At 63.2% G+C, this 21,466-nt stretch carries 18 protein-coding genes; 14 read left to right on the top strand and 4 right to left on the bottom strand.

Annotation, left to right across the window (positions count from 1 at the left end; all coding sequences use genetic code 11):
- Positions 1 to 9: 9 nt before the first annotated feature.
- Entirely contained in the window at positions 10 to 306 is a 297-nt protein-coding gene (locus tag RMO51_RS09025) for a hypothetical protein (protein ID WP_310393962.1), read from the top strand.
- 187 nt (positions 307 to 493) lie between these two features.
- Here RMO51_RS09025 and RMO51_RS09030 read toward each other — a convergent pair whose 3' ends face one another.
- Positions 494 to 1,501, bottom strand: a complete 1,008-nt coding sequence (locus RMO51_RS09030; RefSeq protein ID WP_310393964.1) for a polyprenyl synthetase family protein — start codon at positions 1,499 to 1,501, stop codon at positions 494 to 496.
- 150 nt (positions 1,502 to 1,651) lie between these two features.
- Between RMO51_RS09030 and RMO51_RS09035 the strand changes: the two genes are divergently transcribed.
- From RMO51_RS09035 to RMO51_RS09050, 4 genes are all read left to right on the top strand, one after another.
- A complete protein-coding gene (locus RMO51_RS09035) occupies positions 1,652 to 2,512 on the top strand; it encodes an alpha/beta fold hydrolase (RefSeq protein WP_310393966.1) in 861 nt (286 codons plus the stop codon).
- Positions 2,509 to 3,006, top strand: coding sequence for a 2-amino-4-hydroxy-6-hydroxymethyldihydropteridine diphosphokinase (gene folK / locus RMO51_RS09040; protein WP_310393967.1), 498 nt, complete (start codon positions 2,509 to 2,511; stop codon positions 3,004 to 3,006). Before RMO51_RS09035 ends, folK begins: the two co-directional genes overlap by 4 nt.
- Positions 3,007 to 3,373: 367 nt before the next feature.
- Positions 3,374 to 7,993, top strand: a complete 4,620-nt coding sequence (locus tag RMO51_RS09045) for a gliding motility-associated C-terminal domain-containing protein (protein ID WP_310393969.1) — start codon at positions 3,374 to 3,376, stop codon at positions 7,991 to 7,993.
- A gap of 244 nt (positions 7,994 to 8,237) precedes the next feature.
- The gene (locus RMO51_RS09050; protein ID WP_310393970.1) at positions 8,238 to 9,209 is read left to right on the top strand and encodes a type IX secretion system membrane protein PorP/SprF; all 972 of its coding nucleotides are present in this window, start codon (positions 8,238 to 8,240) and stop codon (positions 9,207 to 9,209) included.
- Positions 9,210 to 9,228: 19 nt separating this feature from the next.
- Here RMO51_RS09050 and fabD read toward each other — a convergent pair whose 3' ends face one another.
- The 3 genes from fabD to RMO51_RS09065 all read right to left on the bottom strand — a co-directional run bounded on the left by fabD (position 9,229) and on the right by RMO51_RS09065 (position 12,694).
- Positions 9,229 to 10,119, bottom strand: a complete 891-nt coding sequence (gene fabD / locus RMO51_RS09055; RefSeq protein WP_310393972.1) for an ACP S-malonyltransferase — start codon at positions 10,117 to 10,119, stop codon at positions 9,229 to 9,231.
- Between the two features lie 51 nt (positions 10,120 to 10,170).
- Entirely contained in the window at positions 10,171 to 10,467 is a 297-nt protein-coding gene (locus RMO51_RS09060) for a hypothetical protein (protein WP_310393974.1), read from the bottom strand.
- Positions 10,468 to 10,552: 85 nt separating this feature from the next.
- Positions 10,553 to 12,694 carry a gliding motility-associated C-terminal domain-containing protein gene (locus RMO51_RS09065; protein WP_310393976.1) on the bottom strand — a complete coding sequence of 714 codons (2,142 nt, stop codon included), beginning with the start codon at positions 12,692 to 12,694 and terminating at the stop codon, positions 10,553 to 10,555.
- Between the two features lie 249 nt (positions 12,695 to 12,943).
- Here RMO51_RS09065 and RMO51_RS09070 point away from each other — a divergent pair, with 249 nt between their 5' ends.
- The 9 genes from RMO51_RS09070 (at position 12,944) to RMO51_RS09110 (ending at position 21,363) form a co-directional block, all read left to right on the top strand.
- The gene (locus RMO51_RS09070; protein WP_310393978.1) at positions 12,944 to 13,468 is read left to right on the top strand and encodes a hypothetical protein; all 525 of its coding nucleotides are present in this window, start codon (positions 12,944 to 12,946) and stop codon (positions 13,466 to 13,468) included.
- Positions 13,469 to 13,806: 338 nt separating this feature from the next.
- Entirely contained in the window at positions 13,807 to 14,559 is a 753-nt protein-coding gene (locus tag RMO51_RS09075; protein ID WP_310393979.1) for a succinate dehydrogenase cytochrome b subunit, read from the top strand.
- Positions 14,560 to 14,660: 101 nt separating this feature from the next.
- Positions 14,661 to 16,595 (top strand): fumarate reductase/succinate dehydrogenase flavoprotein subunit, encoded by a 1,935-nt coding sequence (locus RMO51_RS09080; RefSeq protein WP_310393980.1) that lies wholly within the window; start codon positions 14,661 to 14,663, stop codon positions 16,593 to 16,595.
- A 135-nt stretch (positions 16,596 to 16,730) separates the two neighbouring features.
- The gene (locus tag RMO51_RS09085) at positions 16,731 to 17,486 is read left to right on the top strand and encodes a succinate dehydrogenase/fumarate reductase iron-sulfur subunit (protein WP_310393983.1); all 756 of its coding nucleotides are present in this window, start codon (positions 16,731 to 16,733) and stop codon (positions 17,484 to 17,486) included.
- Positions 17,487 to 17,615: 129 nt separating this feature from the next.
- Positions 17,616 to 17,921 carry a DUF3817 domain-containing protein gene (locus RMO51_RS09090; protein WP_310393985.1) on the top strand — a complete coding sequence of 102 codons (306 nt, stop codon included), beginning with the start codon at positions 17,616 to 17,618 and terminating at the stop codon, positions 17,919 to 17,921.
- Positions 17,922 to 17,972: 51 nt separating this feature from the next.
- Positions 17,973 to 19,205, top strand: a complete 1,233-nt coding sequence (locus RMO51_RS09095) for an MFS transporter (RefSeq protein ID WP_310393987.1) — start codon at positions 17,973 to 17,975, stop codon at positions 19,203 to 19,205.
- Positions 19,206 to 19,682: 477 nt separating this feature from the next.
- Entirely contained in the window at positions 19,683 to 20,153 is a 471-nt protein-coding gene (locus RMO51_RS09100; RefSeq protein ID WP_310393988.1) for a carboxypeptidase-like regulatory domain-containing protein, read from the top strand.
- Positions 20,154 to 20,347: 194 nt separating this feature from the next.
- Positions 20,348 to 20,614 carry a T9SS type A sorting domain-containing protein gene (locus RMO51_RS09105; protein WP_310393991.1) on the top strand — a complete coding sequence of 89 codons (267 nt, stop codon included), beginning with the start codon at positions 20,348 to 20,350 and terminating at the stop codon, positions 20,612 to 20,614.
- 218 nt (positions 20,615 to 20,832) lie between these two features.
- Positions 20,833 to 21,363: an NAD(P)H-dependent oxidoreductase gene (locus RMO51_RS09110; RefSeq protein ID WP_310393992.1), complete on the top strand. Its 531-nt coding sequence runs from the start codon at positions 20,833 to 20,835 to the stop codon at positions 21,361 to 21,363.
- Positions 21,364 to 21,466 lie beyond the last annotated feature (103 nt).

Consider the following 21,466-nt stretch of genomic DNA (forward strand, 5'->3'; position numbering starts at 1 on the left):
TTTTGCCTCATGTGGATTCCGCAACAGCCCAGCACGCCCGTCCCGCTCGCCGACCTGCAGGGCCGCACCGTCGGCCTCAGGTTTGAATGCGCGCACTGCCACACCGAAGTCTTCACCGACCTCATCGGCGTGCCCGCCCCCAACGACCAGGCCGACTCTCCCGCGCACGCCGAGAACCACGAAATCGAAGAAATAAAGTGCCCCGGCTGCAACATCACCCACTCCCTGGAAGTCGACAGCTCTTTCGACGGCGTCACGTTTAAGGTGAGCGACGCGCAGGACGTGAGCTACCAAGTGTCACAATAGGACCACGGATTTACCGGATTTTCACTGATAAAACGGTTTTTTTGTGGTTCGTCCTTTCCGCTCTTGACAACAGAAAAGCCACTCGAACTGAGTGGCTTTTCTGTTGAGCGACAAATAGCGCGACTTCCCCCGCTGCAAAACCACAGAAAGTTCGTTTCATCAGTCAAAATACGATAAATCCGCGATTCTATTTCTCCCGCTCGATGGTGTAATTAATTAATTGTTCGAGCGACGTGCGGCTGGCCGATTCGGGGAAGGTATGCAGGATTTCCAGGGCTTCGTCGCGGTACTGTTTCATCGTATTAATGGCGTAGTCCAGGCCACCCGATTTCTTCACGAAAGCAATTACCTGCTGCACCCGGTCGCGGTGGCCTTCGTTGTTTTTCACATTGAAAATTACCTGGCGCTTTTCCAGCCAGCTGGCCTGCTGCAGGGCATAAATCAGCGGGAGTGTCATCTTTTTTTCCTTGATATCGATGCCCACCGGCTTGCCAATTTCGGCGGTGCCGTAATCAAATAAGTCGTCCTTAATTTGAAAGGCAATGCCCACCTTTTCCCCGAATAAGCGGGCGCGCTCAATGGTTTCCTTGTCCGCGCCAACCGAGGCGGCTCCAACCGCCGTGCAAGACGCAATCAGCGAGGCAGTTTTTTGGCGAATAATATCAAAGTAAACGTCTTCGGTAATATCGAGCTTCCGGGCTTTTTCAATTTGCAATAATTCGCCCTCGCTTAATTCCCGCACCGCGTTGCTGACGATTTTTAACAGGTCGTAATCGTCGTTTTCCAGCGCCAGCAGCAGGCCGCGCGATAATAAATAGTCGCCCACGAGCACGGCAATTTTATTTTTCCACAGCGCATTGATGGAAAAGAAGCCACGGCGGTAATTGCTCTCGTCCACCACGTCGTCGTGCACCAGCGTGGCCGTGTGCAGCAGTTCGATGAGGGCGGCGCCGCGGAAGGAGGCCCCGGGGAGCGGGTCGCCGGTGGCGGGCTCGGCGCGGGCGGCGCGGGCCGTGAGAAACACGAACATCGGCCGGATTTGCTTGCCTTTGCGCTTCACAATGTAGCCCATTATCTTGTCGAGCAGCAGCACCTTGGTGCGCATCGACTGGCGGAACTTGTGCTCGAACTCCTCCATTTCGGCCGCGATGGGGGCCTGAATCTGGTCGAGGGAGAGAGTGGGAGTGTGGGGCATTGCGGCGACAATATTACGGCGGAACGGGGGAGATGGGGAGGCCGGAAGGTGGGGGGATGGGGGAAAGCAATGGACCTTTCTTTCTTTCCGAGTTTTACATACTTCCCGCCTCCCCCCGTCCCCATCTCCCCCGCCCCTACCTTCGCCCCCATGCTCACCCATTCGCCCATGCTGCTCACCGGCGCGCGCCACGGCCGGGCCTTCGAAGCCGACGCCACCTACCGCGCCGATGGCCGGCCCAAGCCGGTGGTGGTGTTCGTGCACGGCTTCAAGGGGTTCAAGGACTGGGGCCACTTCCCGGTGCTGGCCGATTTCTTCGCTGAGCGGGGCTTCGTGTTCGTGAAGCTCAACCTCTCGCACAACGGCCTGGTGGTGGGCGGCACCGGCGATTTGGAGGACCTGGACGCGTTTGGCCGCAACAACTTCAGCATCGAGTTGGATGACATCGGCCAGCTCATTGACGCGCTGTGCACCCCCGGCGCCACGCCCGTGCCCGCCGCCGAAATGGAGCTGCGCTGCCTGTTTCTGGTGGGCCACAGCCGGGGCGGCGGCCTGGTGCTGCTGAAAGCCGCCGAGGACCCGCGCGTGCGCGCCGTGGCCACCTGGGCCGGCATCGCCGACGTGGACCAGCGCTGGCCCCAGGCCCTGCTGGACGAGTGGCAGCGCACCGGCGTGCTGCACGTGCCCAACGCCCGCACCGGCCAGGAGTTGCCGCTGCACTACCAAATCGTGGAGGACTACCTCGCCAACCGCCCTCGCCTCGACATCCCGCACAACGTGCGCCGCCGCCTGCGCCAGCCCCTGCTGCTGGTGCACGGCGACCAGGACGAGACCGTGCCGTTGGCCGCCGCCCACGCCCTGCGCGCGCTCCGGCCCGACGCCGAGCTGCTCCTGGTGCCCGGCGCCACGCACATGTTCGGCGGGGCCCACCCCTGGCCCGCGGCCGCGCTGCCCGAGCCGGCCCGGTTCGTGGCCGAGCGCACGGCGGCATTTTTTCAGCGCCAGGCGTGAGCAACTCCGTAACGGCTTACCTGCTGCTGGGCGGCAACCTGGGCGACCGGGCCGCGCTGCTACGGGCTGCCCAGGCCCAATTAGCGACTGCTGCGGGTGAAATAGCCGCCGCCTCGGCCCTTTACGAAACCGCCGCCTGGGGCCGCGAAGACCAGCCCGCTTTCCTCAACCAGGCCCTGGCAGTGCGCACTGCCCTACCGGCCGCCGAGCTGCTGGCGCAGTGCCTGGCCACTGAGCGCCACGCCGGCCGCGAGCGGCTGGAGCGCTGGGGCAGCCGCACGCTCGACGTGGACATTCTGCTTTACGGCGACGCCCTGGTTGACCAGCCCGGCCTCACCGTGCCGCACCCCCGGCTGGCCGAGCGTCGGTTTGCGCTGGTGCCGCTGGCCGAAATCGCGCCTCAACTGCGGCATCCGCGGCTGGGCCTGACTGTGGCCGAGCTGCTGGCCCGCTGCTCCGACCCGCTGCCGGTGCGGCCGTGGCCGGGCAAGTAACATGGAGCAGCACCTGCCAGCCGAATACCGTGAAAAATGAGGGGCAGAGCTCACGCAAACAGTTCGGATTTTAGCCCCGCCGGGGTTTAGGGTTTGGTGAAGTGCGTAAGTCCTGCGAGAATATCGGGGCTCAAGCTACTGGCTGGGCCGGGCGGCACCGAAACGGGCGGTAGCCGCTGGCCTCCGTCGCTATTCAGCCATTGCCTGGTGCAAACCTAGCCGGCCGTGCGTAGCTTTAGCTTTACTGAAACCGGCTGGCAGCGCTTTTTAGCAATAATTGACCATCCGGCTCCGTTTCTTAAGGGCGGCGCGCGGCACTTTTTTTTCCGAGTCGCGCTTACCTGTCCGCCTTCTTACCCATTCCACTATGCCCGCAGAGCTACCGCATCCTGCCCTGTCCAGCCCCAACGTTTATTCCCTGCATATGCCGGAGTCCGGCCCGCCGGCCCGCGTCGGCCGCCGGTGCCCGGCCCAACGGGCGCGACCGGCGGCCGGCTGGCTGCTCGCGTTGCTGCTCCTGCTGCTGAGCGGCGCGGCCACTACGGCCCTGGCGCAGGGCACGCCGCCCCCGGAGTGCGCGGCCGATGAGAAGTTTGCCAACACTTGGTACTTCGGCTTTAAGGCGGGGCTGGACTTCAACCAGGCCTCTGCCGACTCCCTTCCGAAGGTGCTCACCGATGGGGCAATGGATGCCCCCGCGGGCTCGGGGGTGATGTCGGATAAGGACGGCAAAATTCTCTTTTACAGCAACGGCGAAACCGTTTGGAACGGCGACGGCACCGTGATGACCAACGGCACGGGGCTGGCGGGCAACCGCTTCACCACCGACGGCCCCCTGCCCCTCAAGATGCCGGGCATACCTCTGCCGGGCCAACCGACGCGCTACCTGCTCTTCACCCTGGATAGCACCGTGGGCCTAAGCTATTCGGAAATAGAGATTCCCGCGGGTGGTGGGCCGGGCACCGTTATACCCACCACCAAAAACACGCCCCTGGCCCGCGGCACGGCGGAGAAAATAACGGGTGTATTCCATAAAAACGGCTGCGATATCTGGGTTATCACGCACGGGTGGGGCGATGCGACAACCGGCAATGACAACCGGGGCGACGCCTTTCTGGCCTACCGCGTAACGCTGGCCGGTGTACAGCCTACTCCCATTATTTCAGTCATCGGCAGCCTGCACGCGCCGAGCGTGGCGACCCTGGGCTACAAAGGCCAGATGAAAGTAACCCCCGATGGCCGGCAACTGGCCCTGGCCCGCTACAGCGAAGCGGTAGGCGACAGCAGCAGCACCGTCGAACTGTTTGGGTTTGATACCGACCTGGGCCAGGTTAGCGCCAACCCACTGGTTCCGTACATCGTGGACAGCGGCGAAGGGAAATACTATGGGGTGGGGTTTTCGCCCGGCAGCTACCTCTACGCCACGGTGCGCAACCCGCCCAAGCTGCTGCAATTCGATATCAGCGGCACCGGGCCGGTTACCAGGCAGGACATTCCGCTCAATCAGAATACCCCTGCCGACCTGGGCTCGATGCAGGCCGCGCCCGATGGCAAGATTTACGTGGCCCGCGACAACCAGCCCGCGCTGGGCTTCATCCCCTACCCGGACTCGCTGGGGGCCAAGGTCGGCTACGCCGACGATAGCCTGCAGTTGGGCGGCCGCCTGAGTGGCCTGGGCCTGGTCAACTTCAACCAAAGCTCCCTGCTGCGCGTGGGCCCTAGTGCGCAGATAACGGGTTGTCGGCAAATTACATTCAGGGCCCCGCCCATTGAATTTGATGGGAAGACCTATGCCTGGAATTTTGGCGACGGTACCACCTCAAACCTTGAGAATCCCCCTCCTCATATTTACGCCACGCCCGGCAACTACACCGTAACGCTACGCATCACGACCGCGTGCTTTTGCCGCGAAAGCTCGGGCACTATCCAGGTACCAGACTTGCCGGTGCCGGGTAGCATTGCGGGCCCTCAAACGCTGTGCGCCGGCACAGCGCCGGCCCCACTTACCAGCACCGCCAGTGCTTCAAGCGACGCCGGCCTGCCGATTACTTACCAGTGGGAATCTTCGTCAGACAATGCCACTTTCACGGCTATAGGCGGAGCTACTGGTCTTGGCTACCAGCCATCAAACTCGCTACCGGTTGGCATAACCTACTTCCGGCGGCGCGTTCAACTGCTGCTGCCTAATTTACCAGGGCCTTACTGCGAATCCAGGGTTACCGAGACCGTAGCCATCACCGTAACGCCGGCCCTGACAACGGGCAGCATCGCCGACAACCAAACGGTGTGCGCTGGCAGCCCCGTCGCGCCGCTGACGAGCACGGCCCCGGCCACGGGCGGCACGGGCACGTTTGCCTACCAGTGGGAGTTTTCGCTGGATAACATCGCCTGGACGAACGCGCCCGGCGCCGCCACCGGCGAAACCTACGCGCCCGGCCCGCTCACCGCCAACACCTTTTTCCGCCGACAGGTTAGCTCCGGTCCTTGCACTGCTACTCCCTCCAACGTGGTGACGATAACCGTGGTGCCCGCCCTGGCAGCCGGTACCATTGCCGCTGACCAAGCTCTCTGCGCCGGCGTCGCCCCGGCCCCCCTCACCAGCGAAACCTCGGCCACGGGCGGCACGGGTAGCGTCGACTATCAGTGGGAGTTTTCGCTGGATAATATTACCTGGACGCTCATCGGCGGGGCCACCGGGCCAGCTTACGCGCCGGGCGCGCTGAATGCCACCACCTATTTCCGGCGCCAGGTGAGCTCGGGCACCGCCTGCGCCCCGGCCTTCTCCAATGTCGTTACCATCACCGTGACGCCGGCCCTGGCCGCCGGTACCATCGGCGCCGACCAAACCGTGTGCATCGGCGGCCCCGTCGCGCCGCTGACGAGCAGCGCCCCAGCCACGGGCGGCACCAGTACGTTTGCTTACCAGTGGGAGTCTTCACCGAACAACTCGCTTTGGACGGCCATTGCCGGCGCTACCGGCGCCGACTACGCGCCCGGCCCGCTCACGGCCACTACCTACTACCGGCGCCGGGTGAGTTCGGGGTCTTGCGGGCCGGAGTATTCGCCCTCCGTCGTCGTGACGGTGTTGCCGACGCTCACTGCCGGTACCATCGCCGCTGACCAGGCTCTCTGCGCCGGCGTCACCCCTACTCCCCTCACCAGCATCAGTGAGGCCGGCGGCGCGAGCAATATTGGCTACCAGTGGGAGGCATCTGCGGATAATACAACCTGGGCGCTCATCGGTGGGGCCACCGGGCCGACTTATGCGCCCGGTGCGCTTACGGCAACCACCTATTACCGGCGCCGGGCGAGTTCAAGCAGCGCCTGCGCTCCCGTTTTGTCCAATGTCGTCACCATTACCATAACACCGACGCTGACGGCCGGCAGCATCGACGCCAACCAGCTGCTGTGCCTGGGCGCTACCCCGGCGCCGCTCACCAGCACGGCCCCGGCCACGGGCGGCACGGGCGCCTTTTCTTACCAGTGGGAATCTTCGCTCAATAACGCTACCTGGAGCGACATTGGCGGCGCTACTGCCGAAACCTACGCGCCCGGCCCGCTCACAACCACTACCTACTACCGCCGCCGGGTGAGCTCAGGGCCCTGCGGACCAGAGTTTTCGCCCCCCATCACCCTGACGGTGCTGCCGGTCCTGGCCCCGGGCGGCATTGTCTCCGACCAGGACATCTGCGCGGGGACCGCGCCCACCCCCTTCTCCAGCACCAGCGGGGCCAATGGCGGCACGGGCACGTTTGCCTACCAGTGGGAATTTTCAACGGATAACGCCACCTGGACGAACGCGCCCGGCGCCGCCACCGGCGAAACCTACGCGCCCGGCCCGCTCACGGCCACCACTTATTACCGCCGCCGGGTGAACTCGGGCACCGGCACTTGCTCTTCGGCGGTTTCCAACGTGGTGACGGTGCGGGTGGAGCCCCTTGTGACGACCGGCGTGAGCCTGGCGGCCCCGCCCACGCAGTGCCCCGGCACGCCCCTGACCTTCACGGCCGTGCCGACCAACGCGGGCACCGCGCCCACGTTCCAGTGGTTCGTCAACAACGTGGCGGTGGCCAGCGGGGCCGCATTCAGCAGCAGCACGCTGGTTACCGGCGACCAGGTCCGGGTGGAGGTGACGCCCACGGCGGGGCTGTGCAGCACGGGCCCGGCCGCGGCCACCGTCGCGGTGACGCGCACGCCCACGCCGGCGCCCACGCTCGCCATCGACGCGCAACCGAACGGTCCCGTCTGCCTGGGCGAGCCGCTGTCGTTCGGCATCGCGAACGTGACCGAACCCGGCCCGGCCCCCGAGTACCAGTGGCAGGTCAACGGCACCGACGTGGCGGGCGCCACGGGCCCGGTCTTCACCAGCACGACGCTGCGCGCGGGCCAGACCGTGACCCTGCGCCTGCGCACGACCAACGCGTGCGCGCAAGCCGTTACGGCCGTTTCCAATGGCATTGCGGTGCGCATTCAGCCGCCGGTGGACGTGGATGCCGGCCCCGACAAGGAGATTCTGGCCGGCACTTCCGTGACGCTGGAAGGCCGCGCCGATGGCACCTACCCCGTGACGTGGACGCCGACGGCGGGGCTGACTTTCCCGGGCAACAACCGGCTGCGGCCCGTGGCCTCGCCCACGGTGACCACTACCTACACGCTCTCGGCCGGGACGGGCGGCTGCGCCGACTCCGACCAGGTGACGGTGACCGTGCGCCCGGCCATTCGCATTCCCAACGCCTTTACGCCCAACAACGACGGCCGCGACGACACCTGGCAGATTGAGTTCATCGAGCAATTCCCCGACAACACGGTGAGCGTGTTCAACCGCTGGGGCAACCGAATATTCTCGGCCAACAACTACGGCCGGGCCAATGAGTGGCGCGGCGACATCAACGGCCAGCCCGCGCCGGTCGGCACCTACTATTACGTCGTCGTCACGAAGGGCACGCTGGGCAAGTCCTACAGCGGGTCAATTACGATTCTGTATTAACACAATTTTCTGCTCATCCGACATCTACTTGTCGCGGCAGGACCATCTTCCCGCAGCGGTTTCGCGTGTGAGAAGTTAAAAGTTGAAAGTTAAGCACTCGTGCATAAATAATTCAGATGACATAGCACGTTCTGCTTCGGCAAGCTCAGCAGAATGTTCAATTTATTTTTCGGATAGATTCTAAATTCCAAAACGTACTCAGACCTGAAAACTGCTCTGGACAGACAATAAGAAAACAACCGCTATGAAAAAAGCTCTAACTATACTACTGCTCCCGCTGCTGCTGGCCGCCGCGCCGGCCCGGGCCCAGCAGCAGGCCCAGTACAGCCAGTACATGAACAACAACTACATCCTCAACCCCGGCGCTACGGGCGTGGAGGACTACATCGACGTCAAGCTCAGCTACCGCACCCAGTGGACGGGCCTGGAAGGGGCGCCCAAAACCTACTACGCCAGCGCCAGCTCCTCGCTGGGCAAGTGGCGCAGCACCGGCAAGCGCACCCTGCGCGACCGGCGCCGGCCGTTCCACGCGGTGGGGGGCATTGTGTACAACGACGTGACCGGGCCCACGAGCCGGACCGGTGCCTACCTTTCCTACGCCTACAACATGGTGCTCCGGCCCAACCTCCGAATGGCGCTGGGTGTGTCGGCGGGCATGCAGCAGTTTGCCGTGGACGGGCAGCAGCTGCAATTCTTCGACCGCACCACCCGCGCGGCCAGCGCCGCCTCGCGGGTGCTGGACGGGTCGGTGGGCCTGTGGGTGTACAGCTCCGATTTCTACCTGGGTGTGTCGGGCGCGCAACTGCTTGGCAACCAGCTCAACTTCTCCTACGGCCCCAACCTGCTGGGCGAGGGCGCGCCCGGCAACTCCCTCAAGCGGCACTACTTCGCCACGGCCGGCGTGCGACTGCCGCTCAACGACGACTGGTCGCTGGTGCCGTCGGTGCTGGTCAAGGCCGTGAACCCGGCCCCGCTCTCGCTCGACCTCAACGCCAAGCTTAAGTACCAGGACCTGCTGTGGGCCGGCGTGTCCTGGCGTGCCTTCGACTCGGCCGTGGCGATGGTGGGCCTGAGCTACGAGCAGTACACGCTGGGCTATTCCTACGACGCGGGCCTCTCCGAGCTGGCCGGCTACAACGGCGGCAGCCACGAGGTGCTGGTGGGGCTGCGCATCAAGAAAAAGGCCCAGGTGGTGTGCACCAACCGGTTCTGGTAGGATGCGGGGGCGGCCCTCCTCAACCCACGGAACTCGCCGCCGCGGCGGGCGCAATCTTCTTTACGAGGCCCTGCAGCACCTTACCGGGGCCGCACTCCACAAACTCGGTGGCGCCATCGGCAGCCATTTGCTGCACCGCCTGGGTCCAGCGCACGGGCGCGGTGAGCTGGCGCAACAGGTTGGCCTTGATTTCAGCCGGGGCCGAGTGGGGCCGCCCGTCCACGTTCTGGTAGACCGGGCAGCGGGCTTCGGCGAAAGCGGTTTTTTCGATGGCCGCGGCCAAGGCCGCGGCGGCGCTCTGCATCAGCGGCGAGTGGAAAGCCCCGCCCACGGGCAGCGGCAGGGCGCGCTTGGCCCCGGCGGCTTTTAGCGCCTCGCAGGCCCGGGCCACGCCCGCGGCCGAGCCGGAAATCACCAACTGGCCGGGGCAGTTGTAGTTGGCGGCCACCACCACGTCGCCCGCGGTGGTAATTTCCTCACAAATGCGCTCCACCGTGGCGTCGTCGAGGCCAAGAATAGCAGCCATGGTGCCGGGCTGCTCCTCGCAGGCGGCTTGCATGGCCTGGGCCCGGCGGGCCACCAGCAGCAGTGCGTCGTCGAACCGCAGCACGCCGGCCGCCACCAGGGCCGAGAACTCGCCCAGGGAATGGCCCGCCGTCATGGCCGGCACCAGCTCGGGCCGGGCCACGAACTGCGCCACCGAATGCACGAAAATGGCCGGCTGGGTAACGTCGGTGCGGCGCAGGTCCTCATCCGAGCCGTTGAACATAATGTCGGTGAGGCTGAAGCCCAGGATGTCATTGGCCTGGGTGAGCAAGGCGCGGGCTTCCAGGTTGTGGTCGAACAGCTCGCGGGCCATGCCCGGAAACTGACTGCCCTGGCCGGGGAAGAGGATGGCGGTTTTAACCACAGGAAAAGAGGTTGAAAAGACAATGGATGGAGCGCGAAAGTAAGCCAACAATTATTTCAACCGAATCCACCCCACGCGGCCGTTCGTGCTTTTCAACCCCATGATGACCTTGCCCGGCTCGCCGCCGCGCCGCGTAGGAATTGTTACCAGCCAAACTTTCCCGCTCGGCTTTACCGACGCACTATCCAGAAAATAGCGTGCCGCAGCGCCTTCTTTCCGAATTAAGTATTGAATGGCCGCCTCACGGGCCGCGGCCGGAGACCCAATGGAGGCTTTGCTTCCCGTTGCAAAATCCCGCTGCCAGCGCACCAGCGAGTTTGCGCAGCTACTCAGCAACACCAGCAACATGCAAGTTAGACAGCGCTTCATACAAACAAAACAAGGCGAACCCAACGGCTCGCCTTGTGCAATAAAGCATTAAAATGCGCCCGCCTTACCGGACGATTTCAACCCAGCCCTTGTAAGTGCGCCTGGTGTTGGCGAAGTCGGCAAACTCCACCTCGGCCAGGTAATAGTAAATGCCCTCGGCCACCCGGCTACTGGACCCACCGCTGGACTCGCCCACCGGCCCCCCGCCGTCCCAATTGATAAGGATTCGGTCGGCCGCGGTAGTCGTGTTCTGGAAAACTTTTACGCCCCAGCGGTTGAAGGCTTGGAAGCGGATGCTGCGGATGGGGCTGCTGTTCTTGGGCCGGAACACCGCGTTCTGGTTGTCGCCGTTGGGCGTGAAAATATTGGGCAGCTTGAAGAACACGCAGTTGTCCTGGCAGGCCACGTTGCTCGTGTCGCTCACCAGCCCGGTCGGGGCCACGGCCTGCACGGCGTAGCATCCCCCCGAAAAGGCCAGGTCGGTGTGCACAAACCGGGGCTGGGTGGTGGTGGCCAGCAGCGTGAAAGGGCCCGTGAGCGCGGGGCGGTAGTACACCCGGTAGCTGGCAATGGTGGCGTCACAGCCCTCGGGGCGGTTGCTCAGCGTCCAGGCCAGCCGGTTGGTGTAGCGCTCGTTCAGGCGCGGGAACTCCTGCAGCGCGGCCAGGCTGTCGCAGTTGGTGGTTTGCAAGGCCAGCACCGGGGTGCACGGCGGGCTAACGAGCACGAGGCATTGCCGCTGGCTTTTGTTCAGCAGATTATCTAGGAAAGCAAAGTTGGCGTAGCGGCCACTCGTTTCCACGTAGTAGCAGTACGTTTCGCCCTTGGTCAGCCCCGGGTCGGTGTAGGTGCCGCCGGTAGCGGTGGTAGGCGCATTGCCGATGCGCACGTAGGGCGCGCTGGCGTTCGTGCCCACCCGCCGGTAAATGGTGGCCGGCCGCGTGGTGTTGTCCCAGGGCACATTGTAGGTCCAGCTCACGGTGACAGCGGTGGCCGCCGGGCTAGACGGTACCGCGCTGGTGCGCACGCTGCTGGCCGTGGGCGAAACCTCGGGCACGGAAACGCCGCCTTTGGTTAGGATGAACTCCAGCTTGTACGTGTACTGCTTGGTTTCAGTGTCGAGCTTCAGGTCGACGTATGATGTATCAGTCAGGGCCGTGAAGGGAGCCCGCACCGGCGTGAACACGGTGGGGTTCAGCCCCTCGCCCCGCGACAGCACGTACGACGGCGTGCCGTCAAACGTATTGCCGACCGCCGGCTTGGGCTGCGTCCAGCGCACCGTAATCTCCCCGTCCGTGGGGCTGGTGGTTTCCACGTCCACGTTGGTCAGCAGGGCCGAGCGGCCCCCAAAGGTGGCGCAGGCTTCCTGCGAGGCGATGCTGGCCCCGCCCGCCGGCAGCGGAAATTCGGCGTAGATGCGGTAGCAATACGTCTTGCCGCGGTCCAGGCCCTGGTTCGCGCCGCTGGCCGACCGGTTGGCATCGATGAAAGACGTCTCGGTGGCGGGCACGGAGGCAATGCGTACGTAGCCCGTCGAGGCCGGAATGCCGGTGACGCAAAACTCCGGGTCGGGTCCCGAATTTTCTTTGCGGTAGATGTGAATCAACGAGGCATTGGCGCACCGGTAGGTGTCCCAGTTGAGCTGGGTGGTGTTGATGCCGGTATTCACGGGCACGGCCCGCAAGTTTTGGGGCGGGGGGCCAACAACGGTGATTCGCCAAACCTGCTCGTCAATCAGCGGTGGGTTAGCGGGCGTGATGGGGGTAGGGTTGTCCTGGGCCTTGAACAGCACCTGATAGGGCAAGCGGGCCACGTCGTTGCATTCGGTCAGCCAGCTGAAGGTGCCCCGCGCGATGGGCGGGCCCGTTTGGTTCTGGACGAAGGTGGCCGGGGGAATAATGCCCGAATAGGCAAACAAAGAAACCGGCGTCTGGGGCGTGCTCGTGGCCGACACCCCATCCACGGCCGTCACCACGCCCGTGACCCGCTCCCCGGCGATGACGCAGATGTCCAAGGGAATGGTGAGGATGGGCCGCAGATTGTTGGTCGCGGTCACCGTAATCTGCATGTCCCGAATCACACTCCCGATTTTTTGCCTGCCTGGCCTCCCCGGCGTGCGGCGCCACTCCTCCACTATCATCGCCACATTGTAGAGGCCGGCCCGGGCTGGGGCGTTCCAGACAATCTGCCCATCGTTGACATCCATTACAAAAATGGCCGGGGCACCCGGCACACCCACCGGCGGGCCAGGATACGGCACCTGCACGGCTCCCGGCGCAATGCTGGGGTCGGCCGGAAAACGGTAGTTTGTGCAAGGTTTAGGGTCAGGTGTATTATTGCCGGTGGCACCCGCGCAGGGCAAGCCAACGATGCTCTCGACTGGCCGGGTATCCTGTTGGCTGCTGAGCAATTTGTAAGCTAGCGAATCGCCATCAGCATCAAAAGCCCCGGGATTGTGCTCAAACACCTGGCCTATTGCCGCTTTATCTATCGCCGGAGCGGTCAGAATTGGTGCATTGTTGCGCCCCAGGGCTGCACTTATGGTAATGGTAGTACTGATGAAAAATCTCTGATCTCTGGAATCACTCATATTTACTACCCCCTCATTGCGGTTCTCACCCACAAAGCTGATTGTGTAGCCAATGTCCGCAGGAAATGTATGCTCGAAAAGGTAGAGATTGGAACTGGTGTCGCCGTTGTTGCCGGGAATAGGCCGCTTGCCCCCTACCCTTGGTATGGCGCCGTCGATACAAGTGGAGGTGCCATCCCCAAAGAAAATCGTCACCTTTTCTTGGTCCACTACCTGGCCACCATTTCCGATGTTATCCAAATACAGAATCATCCTGAAGAATATCCGGCGCCGGTTACGGTTCTCCACGGGCAATGTGGTATCCGTTTTGGCCTGGATGTCGCCGGCGCGGATGTGGGAGGCCCAGGCGGCGTCCGGCCGCAGGCTCAGCCCGGCGGCCAGCACGAATAGCAGCAGCGCCACCCGCCGCAATAACCTGACCCGAAATGGAGAAATCTGTATCATACCAGCTTGCTGACAGGAGAAAAAAGAAGAACGGTTGTAAACTCGGCTCCGACCGCCGGGAAGCGGCAAAAACTAAACATCTGGCACCTCTGGGGGTTGTTTAATGGCCACGCCTGGGCGTGTAAACGATGCCGGCCAGGGATAGATTCACCACGCCCGGCAATTGTTTACCGCGGGCAAATTGCCCTGGCAAAAATCGGGCCCGCTCGTTGGCCGATTAGCGGGCGGGGCCTACCTTTGAGTCTTATAAACGTACTTCCTCACTTCCATATTTTGGCTACTTTATGAGTTGGATAACAAAAACTTTAACCAGCAGCATCGGCCGGAAGATAATAATGTCAGTCACGGGGCTGTTTCTGTGCACCTTTCTGGTGGTTCACCTCGTGGGCAACCTGCAGCTCTTCAAGCACGACCAGGGCGCCGCTTTCAACACCTATTCGCACTTCATGGGCACCAACCCCATCATCCGCACCATCGAGTGGGGTTTGGTGCTGGGCTTTGGCTTCCACATTTACGAGGCCTTTGCCTTGTCGCGCCGCAACAAAACGGCCCGCGGCCAGGGCTACGTGACCAACCACTCCGAGCAGAACAGCGAATGGACCTCGCGCAACATGGGCATTCTGGGCACCATCATCCTGATTTTCCTGCTGGTGCACCTCTACAATTTTTTCTGGCGCGCCCGCTTCGGGGGCCTGGACAAGATTGGCGGCGAAAACCTCGAAACCCGCGACCTCGACAACCTATACCTGGCCGTGGTGTCGTCATTCCACATCTGGTGGTACGTGCTGCTGTACGTGGCCGCGCAGATTAGCCTCGGCTACCACCTCTGGCACGGCTTCCGCTCGGGTTTCCAGACCCTGGGGCTCAACCACCGCAAGTACACGCCGGTAATCAAATGGGCCGGCTACGCCTTTGCCGTGGTGGTATCGGCCGGTTTTGCCTCGATGCCGCTGTATTTTTTCCTGTTCACCGACAACCAGGGCGAATTGGCCTCCGGCGCGCCAGCGTTTCTGCAATCCGTGGCCTCGATTTTTTAAGTCCGATTTGATTGTGCGCCGGAAAATAGCCGCCCGTTGGGCAACACCTGCGTCCTTTGGCTGTTCTACCGGTCCTTAACCACTCCATCACTCCGTCCTCTATGCTGTTGGATTCCAAGATTCCCGAAGGCCCCCTCGCCGAAAAGTGGGAGAAGCACAAGTTCAATGTCAAGCTCGTGAACCCCGCCAACAAGCGGAAGTACGACGTGATTGTGGTTGGCACGGGCCTGGCCGGGGCTTCGGCCGCTGCCTCGCTCGCCGAGCTGGGCTACAACGTGAAGGCCTTTACCTACCACGACTCGCCCCGCCGCGCGCACTCCATCGCCGCGCAGGGCGGCATCAACGCCGCCAAGAACTACCAGAACGACGGCGACTCGGTGTTCCGCTTATTCTACGATACCATCAAGGGCGGCGACTACCGCGCCCGCGAGGCCAACGTGTACCGCCTGGCCCAAGTGTCGGTCAACATCATTGACCAGTGCGTGGCCCAGGGCGTGCCCTTCGCCCGCGAGTATGGCGGGTTGCTGGCCAACCGCTCGTTCGGCGGCGCCCAGGTGAGCCGCACGTTTTACGCCCGCGGCCAGACCGGGCAGCAGCTGCTGCTGGGCGCCTACTCGGCTCTGAGCCGGCAGATTGCCTACGGCAAGGTGAAGATGTACACCCGCTCGGAAATGCTCGACCTGGTGACGGTGGACGGCGTGGCCCGCGGCATTGTGACGCGCAACGTCATCACCGGCGAGATTGAGAACCACGCCGCCCACGCGGTGGTGCTGGCCACCGGCGGCTACGGCAACGTGTTCTACCTGAGCACCAACGCCAAGCAGTGCAACGTGACGGCCGCTTGGCGCGCCCACAAGAAAGGCGCCTACTTCGCCAACCCCTGCTTCACCCAGATTCACCCCACCTGCATTCCGGTGAGCGGCGACTACCAGTCGAAGCTTACGCTCATGTCGGAGTCGTTGCGCAACGACGGCCGCGTGTGGGTGCCCGCCACCAAAGAGACGGCTGAGAAGCTGCGCAAGGGCGAAATCAAGGTGGCCGACATCAAAGAAGAGGACCGCGACTACTTCCTGGAGCGCAAGTACCCCGCCTTCGGTAACCTGGTGCCGCGCGACGTGGCCTCGCGCAACGCCAAGCAGATGTGCGACGAGGGCCGCGGCGTGGGCAGCACCGGCCTGGCCGTGTACCTGGATTTCGCCGAGATTATCCAGCGCACTAGCGCCGAGGCCGTGAGCCAGAAGTACGGCAACCTGTTTGCCATGTACGAGAAAATCACCGGCGAAAACCCCTACGAGCTGCCCATGCGGATTTACCCCGCGGTGCACTACACCATGGGCGGCCTGTGGGTGGATTATAACTTGCAGACGACCATCCCGGGCCTCTACGCCACGGGCGAATGCAACTTCTCGGACCACGGCGCCAACCGCCTCGGCGCCTCGGCACTGATGCAGGGCCTGGCCGATGGCTACTTCGTGATTCCGTACACCATCGGCGACTACCTCTCGCAGAATGCGCCCAAGCCGGTTGACATCAACCACCCCGCTTTTGCCGAGGCCAAGGCCGGGGTGCAGGCCCGCACCGAAACGCTGCTCAACATCAGGGGTACCCGCACGCCCGATGACTTCCACAAGGCCCTGGGCCACCTGATGTGGGAGTACTGCGGCATGAGCCGCAACGAAGAGGGCTTGCGCCACGCCAAAGCCGAAATTCAGAAGCTGCGCCAGGAGTTCTGGCGCGACGTGAAAATTGTGGGCAGCGGCGAGGAGCAGAACCAGACCCTGGAAAAAGCCGGCCGCGTGGCCGACTTCCTGGAGCTGGGCGAGCTGATGATGGACGACGCCCTGGCACGCAACGAGAGCTGCGGCGGCCACTTCCGCGAGGAGTACCAGACCCCCGAGGGCGAGGCCCTGCGCGACGACGAAAACTTCGCCTACGTATCGGCTTGGGAATACCAGGGCGACAACCAGCCGGAGAAACTTAACAAGGAAGAACTCACGTTTGAAAACGTGAAGCTCACGCAGCGGAGCTACAAATAATTAATTAAAAATTAAGAATTAAGAATTGAAAATTAACCGTTGGTAATCGGCTGTGCTGGGTTTCCAATTCTTAATTTTTAATTCTTAATTTTTAATTCAAAAGACATGGCTGGAAGCAACCCCAACGCAAAACCGATGAACCTGACCCTGAACGTGTGGCGCCAAGCGGGCCGCAACACCAAGGGGAAGATTGTGGAGTACAAAGTGAAGGACATTTCGCCCGAGATGTCTTTCCTGGAAATGCTCGACGTGCTGAACGAGGACCTGCTGCGCAAAGGCGACGAGCCGGTGGCCTTCGACCACGACTGCCGCGAGGGTATCTGCGGCTCGTGCGACCTGTTCATCAACGGCCGCAGCCACGGGCCGGAGAAGGGCACCACGACCTGCCAGCTGCACATGCGCAAGTTTTCGGACGGCGACACCATCACCATCGAGCCCTGGCGCGCCAACGCCTTTCCGGTGAACAAGGACCTGAGCGTGGACCGCTCGGCCTTCGACCGCATCATCCAGGCCGGGGGCTACGTGAGCGTGAACACCGGCGGCGCGCCCGACGGCAACGAGATTCCAATTCCCAAGGAAATAGCCGACCGCGCCTTTGAGGCTGCTACCTGCATCGGTTGCGGGGCCTGCGTGGCCGCTTGCAAGAATGCTTCGGCCATGCTGTTCGTGTCGGCTAAGGTGTCGCAACTGGCGCTGCTGCCGCAGGGCCACGTGGAGCGCCGCACCCGCGTCGAGAACATGGTGGCCCAGATGGACAAGGAAGGCTTCGGGGCCTGCTCCAACATCGGCTCCTGCGCCGCCGAATGCCCGGTGGGCATTTCGCTGGAAAACATTGCCATCCTGAACCGCGAGTTTCTGGCGGCCAAGGCTACGTCGAACAACCTGGCGTAGAAAAATAGTTAAAAGTTGAGAATTAAAAGTTAAGACACTGCCCGTAGGATTTTTAACTATTAACTCTCAACTTTTAACTTCTTTGTCACAAAGCGCGGCGGTTACTCGTCGCGCTTTTTTTATTCTCCTATGAAAGACTTACTGCTTACCGGGCTGGGCCGCTTACGGCTCGTCGCTCTTTTGGAAGGCATTTCGCTGCTGGTGCTGCTTTTTATTGCCATGCCTTTGAAGTACCTGGCCGGGCAGCCGCTGGCCGTGAAGCAGGTGGGCATGGCGCACGGGCTGCTGTTTGTGCTGTACGTGTTTCTGCTCATTCAGCAGACCATCGAACGCGGCTGGGCATTCAAAACCGCTGCTTTGGGCTTTATCGCCTCCGTGGTGCCCTTCGGCACTTTTTGGGCCGACCGCAAGCTGTTTCGGCCGGTGGCGGAATAGGTCAGTGGCTTGCCCGCGGGGCAGCCGTAATTTTGGCCAACGACTGCTTCCATGCCCGCCCCTGCCGACCGCCGCTTGCCGCTACTCTATGCCATCATCCTGGTCGACGTAATTGTGGGGGCGGCGGTGGGCCCGGTGATGCCGGAGTTTGTGCGGGGGCTGCGCGAGCCGCAGCTGTGGCTCTCGGCGGGCACGGGGCTGTTCCTGGGGGTGCAGTTGTTTTCGGCCCCGCTGCTGGGGCGGCTGAGCGACGGCTATGGGCGCCGGCCCATTTTCATCCTGTCGGCCGTCGGCACGCTGCTGGCCAACGTGCTGCTGCTGCCGGTGCGCGCGGGGCTCTACTTCGCCAACCGGGCCTCCGACGGCTTCACCAACGGCATGTACGCCACCGTACGCTCGGCCATCACCGACATTTCGCCGCCCGAGCGGCTGTTTCGCAACCTGGGCATTGAGGGAGCCGTCATTTCACTGGGCTTTGTGCTGGGGCCCATGGCGGCGGGGCTGCTGCTCACCGGGCTGCGGGTGCCGCCCGCCCAACAGGCCACCTACGTGGTGGGGCTGGGCGTGGGCCTGGCAGCCCTCAACGTGCTGCTCAGCATCTGGCTGCCCGAAACCCACACCCGGCGCAACGGCGTGCGCGGCGCCGAGCTGCGGGCCGAGCTGGCCCTGAGCGTGAACCCGCTCACGCTGTGGACGCGGCTGCAAGCCAAAAACGCCAGCAACCCCGGCGTGCGCCGCATTGTGCTCACACAGGTGGCCCTCACGCTTAGCACAGGCTATTATTTCTACTTTGTGCCCTTCGTGAGCATGGGCCCACTGCGGCTGGATGCCCGCGGCATCGCCTACCTGTTCATGTTCTTCGGCGGACTGAGCATCGCGCTCAACTTTGTGTTTTACACCTACTTCGCCGACCGGCTCAACCAGCGGCGCGCCATCGTGTGGCTGGCGGTGCTGGGCGCGCCGGTGCTGCTCGGCTACGGGCTGGTGGGCACGTCCAAAACGGCGTTTTACGCACTAGTCACCCTCGACTGCCTCACGCTCTCGCTCATTCAGGGGCTGCTGGAAGGCCGGCTGGCCCGGCACACCACCGAAGTGGACCGGGGCGAGATTTTTGGGTTGAACCAGGCGTTTCAGGGCTTGGCCAGCTTCGCCACAGCCCTGGTGTTCGGGGGGCTGTCGGTGCTGGATTTGCGGTTGCCGTGGGCGTGGTTTGCGCTGTGCCTGGCGGCGGTGGCCGTGCTGGCGGCGCGGAAACAGCCGGCTCGGGCCACCCAACGGCAGTAGCGCTCCCGCGGCCGCTCCCGCCTCCAAACCCTGTCTCAACAGTGCAGATGACCGCCTGGCAACCGCTCCGGCCGAGGGACTTAGAATCTATCCGAAAAATAAAAAGAACGTCCTGCTTACTTTTTCGGATAGTCCCCTCGTTCGGGTGCGCCACCTGTTGCGGCGATGCTCCGCTTAATGATGCTCGTTGCCTCCCAACCCACCAAGCCGGAATAGTTATATTATCTTTCCTTATCAATTCGATTAATGCGCGCATTTTTTCATCTTCAGCCCGGTTTGCAAGGAAACTTACCCCGCCTGATGCAACTCAGGCTGGTCGTATCGTGGTTGAGCGGGGCCGTCCTTCCCGGTTTCTTCTGCTTCACTTTCTGAGCCGCCGGGCAGGTGCGCCCCGGGCGTGACGCCGCCATCCGGGCCTTTTCCGTTTGCGCTTATTTTCCAAGCTGCTATTCTTTTTCCGGCTATTGTTTTCTTGTTATGAAGCTCCTCACTATTTCCGTGCTGGCCTTGCTGCTGCCGGCCGCCGCCCGCGCCCAGCAGCCGGTAGTTCCCCCCGACTCGGCACAGGCCGCCACGGAGCCCGCGGCCCCAACCGCTCCCCCCGCCCCAACCGTCCCCCCCGTGCTGGCCTGCCAGGTGCTCACCGGCCGCATAACCGATGCCTTTGCTCACCCGCTGACGGGAGCCACGGTGATGCTGCGCACTCCCGACAAGGGGTTCCGAACCGACCCGTCCAGCACCAACGCCGAAGGCCAGTACCTGCTCACGTCCCCGCAACCCATTCCCCGCAACTCGGTGCTGGAATTCACGGCCGCGGGCTACAGCAGCGTTGAGCTGCCGCTGGCCAACTGCCAGCCCCTCGACATCACCCTGGAGCCCCTGCCCGGCACCCGCTTCAAAGCCAGCGGCCGCATCAAGAAGACCCGCGCCTCCGGCAAGATTCGTTAGCCCGGCCTTCCCTCCGACGCCGCGCCCGAGCCGTGGCGCGCCGCCCGTCGTGCAGCAACTGAACTGGCCACGGGCCAGCTCAGCGTAACGGCCCCCGTGGCGGGCGCCGCCTACCAGTGGCTGCGCAACGGCGCCCCGATTGCTGGGGCAACCCAAGCCATTTACCCGGCCACGGGCGCGGCCCCCCAGCTGTCGTGCTGGCTGCGAAGACGGCCTCGGCGCAAGCGCTGCGCCTCTACCCGAATCCGGCCCGCACGACCGTTTGGTTAGAGCGTCCGGCATCGAATAGCTCGGCCACGGTCGAACTGTTCGATGCCGTGGGCAAGTGCCAGTGGCGCGGCGAGTGGCGCGGCACGCAGCTCGCAATTCCCGTGCAGCAGTTGCCCGCGGGCCTGTACTTGGTGCGCGTGCTGACGGCGAACGAAATGCCATTTGTTGAGCGCGTAATGGTCGAGCATTAGGCGACGAGCATTTCCCGCCTTTTCTTGAAGCCCTACTAGCAGTCTTCTTGCTTGATTTGCTCTGCTACTCCGGGGCGACGGGCAGGCCAAAGCGAGTGCGCATGGGGGCCCCTGTGTGCCTGTGGTAAGAAAGCTTCGAAGTCGCCGAAGAAGGCCGTACTTAACCAATGGCTGGGCTTGTGGGTTAACCGCAGATTCTTACCTCGTTCCCCTTCGTTTTGATAACCCTGCTCGTCGGTACCAACCGACCCAACTCCCGCGCCCGCCGCATTGCCAACTACTACCGCACCGTGCTCACCGAGCTGGGTGCCGAAAGCCAGATTCTGGATTTAGCCGAGCTGCCCGCCGACTTCACCAGCACGGCGCTGTACGCCCACGCCGGCACCAACCCGGAATTTAACCGCCTGGCGGGCCTGCTTGATGCGGGCAACAAGCTGGTTATTATCATCCCCGAGTACAACGGCTCCTTTCCCGGGGTGCTGAAGGCTTTTATTGACGGCTTGGCCTATCCCGGCGGCATTCAGGGCAAGCGGGCGGCGCTGGTGGGGCTGAGCAGCGGCGGCCAGGGCGGCTTGCTGGCCATGGCCCACCTCACCGACGTGCTCATGTACCTCGGCACCACCGTGCTGCCCCAGCGCGTGCGCCTGCCGTTCATCAACCAGGACCTCAACGCCGAGGGCGGCCTAAACCACGACCTCTCGCGCCAGCTGCTGCGCGAGCAAGCCGTGGCCTTGGTCAATGAGCAGTGAACAGTGAGCAGTGAGCAGTGAGCAGTGAGCAGAAAGAACGTCATGTCGAGCTTGCCGAGACATCTCGCTCGCTTCGTTGCACGATTGAGTTACTTCCCCAAGC

Source organism: Hymenobacter sp., assembly GCF_031398885.1.
Classification (GTDB): Bacteria; Bacteroidota; Bacteroidia; order Cytophagales; family Hymenobacteraceae; genus Hymenobacter.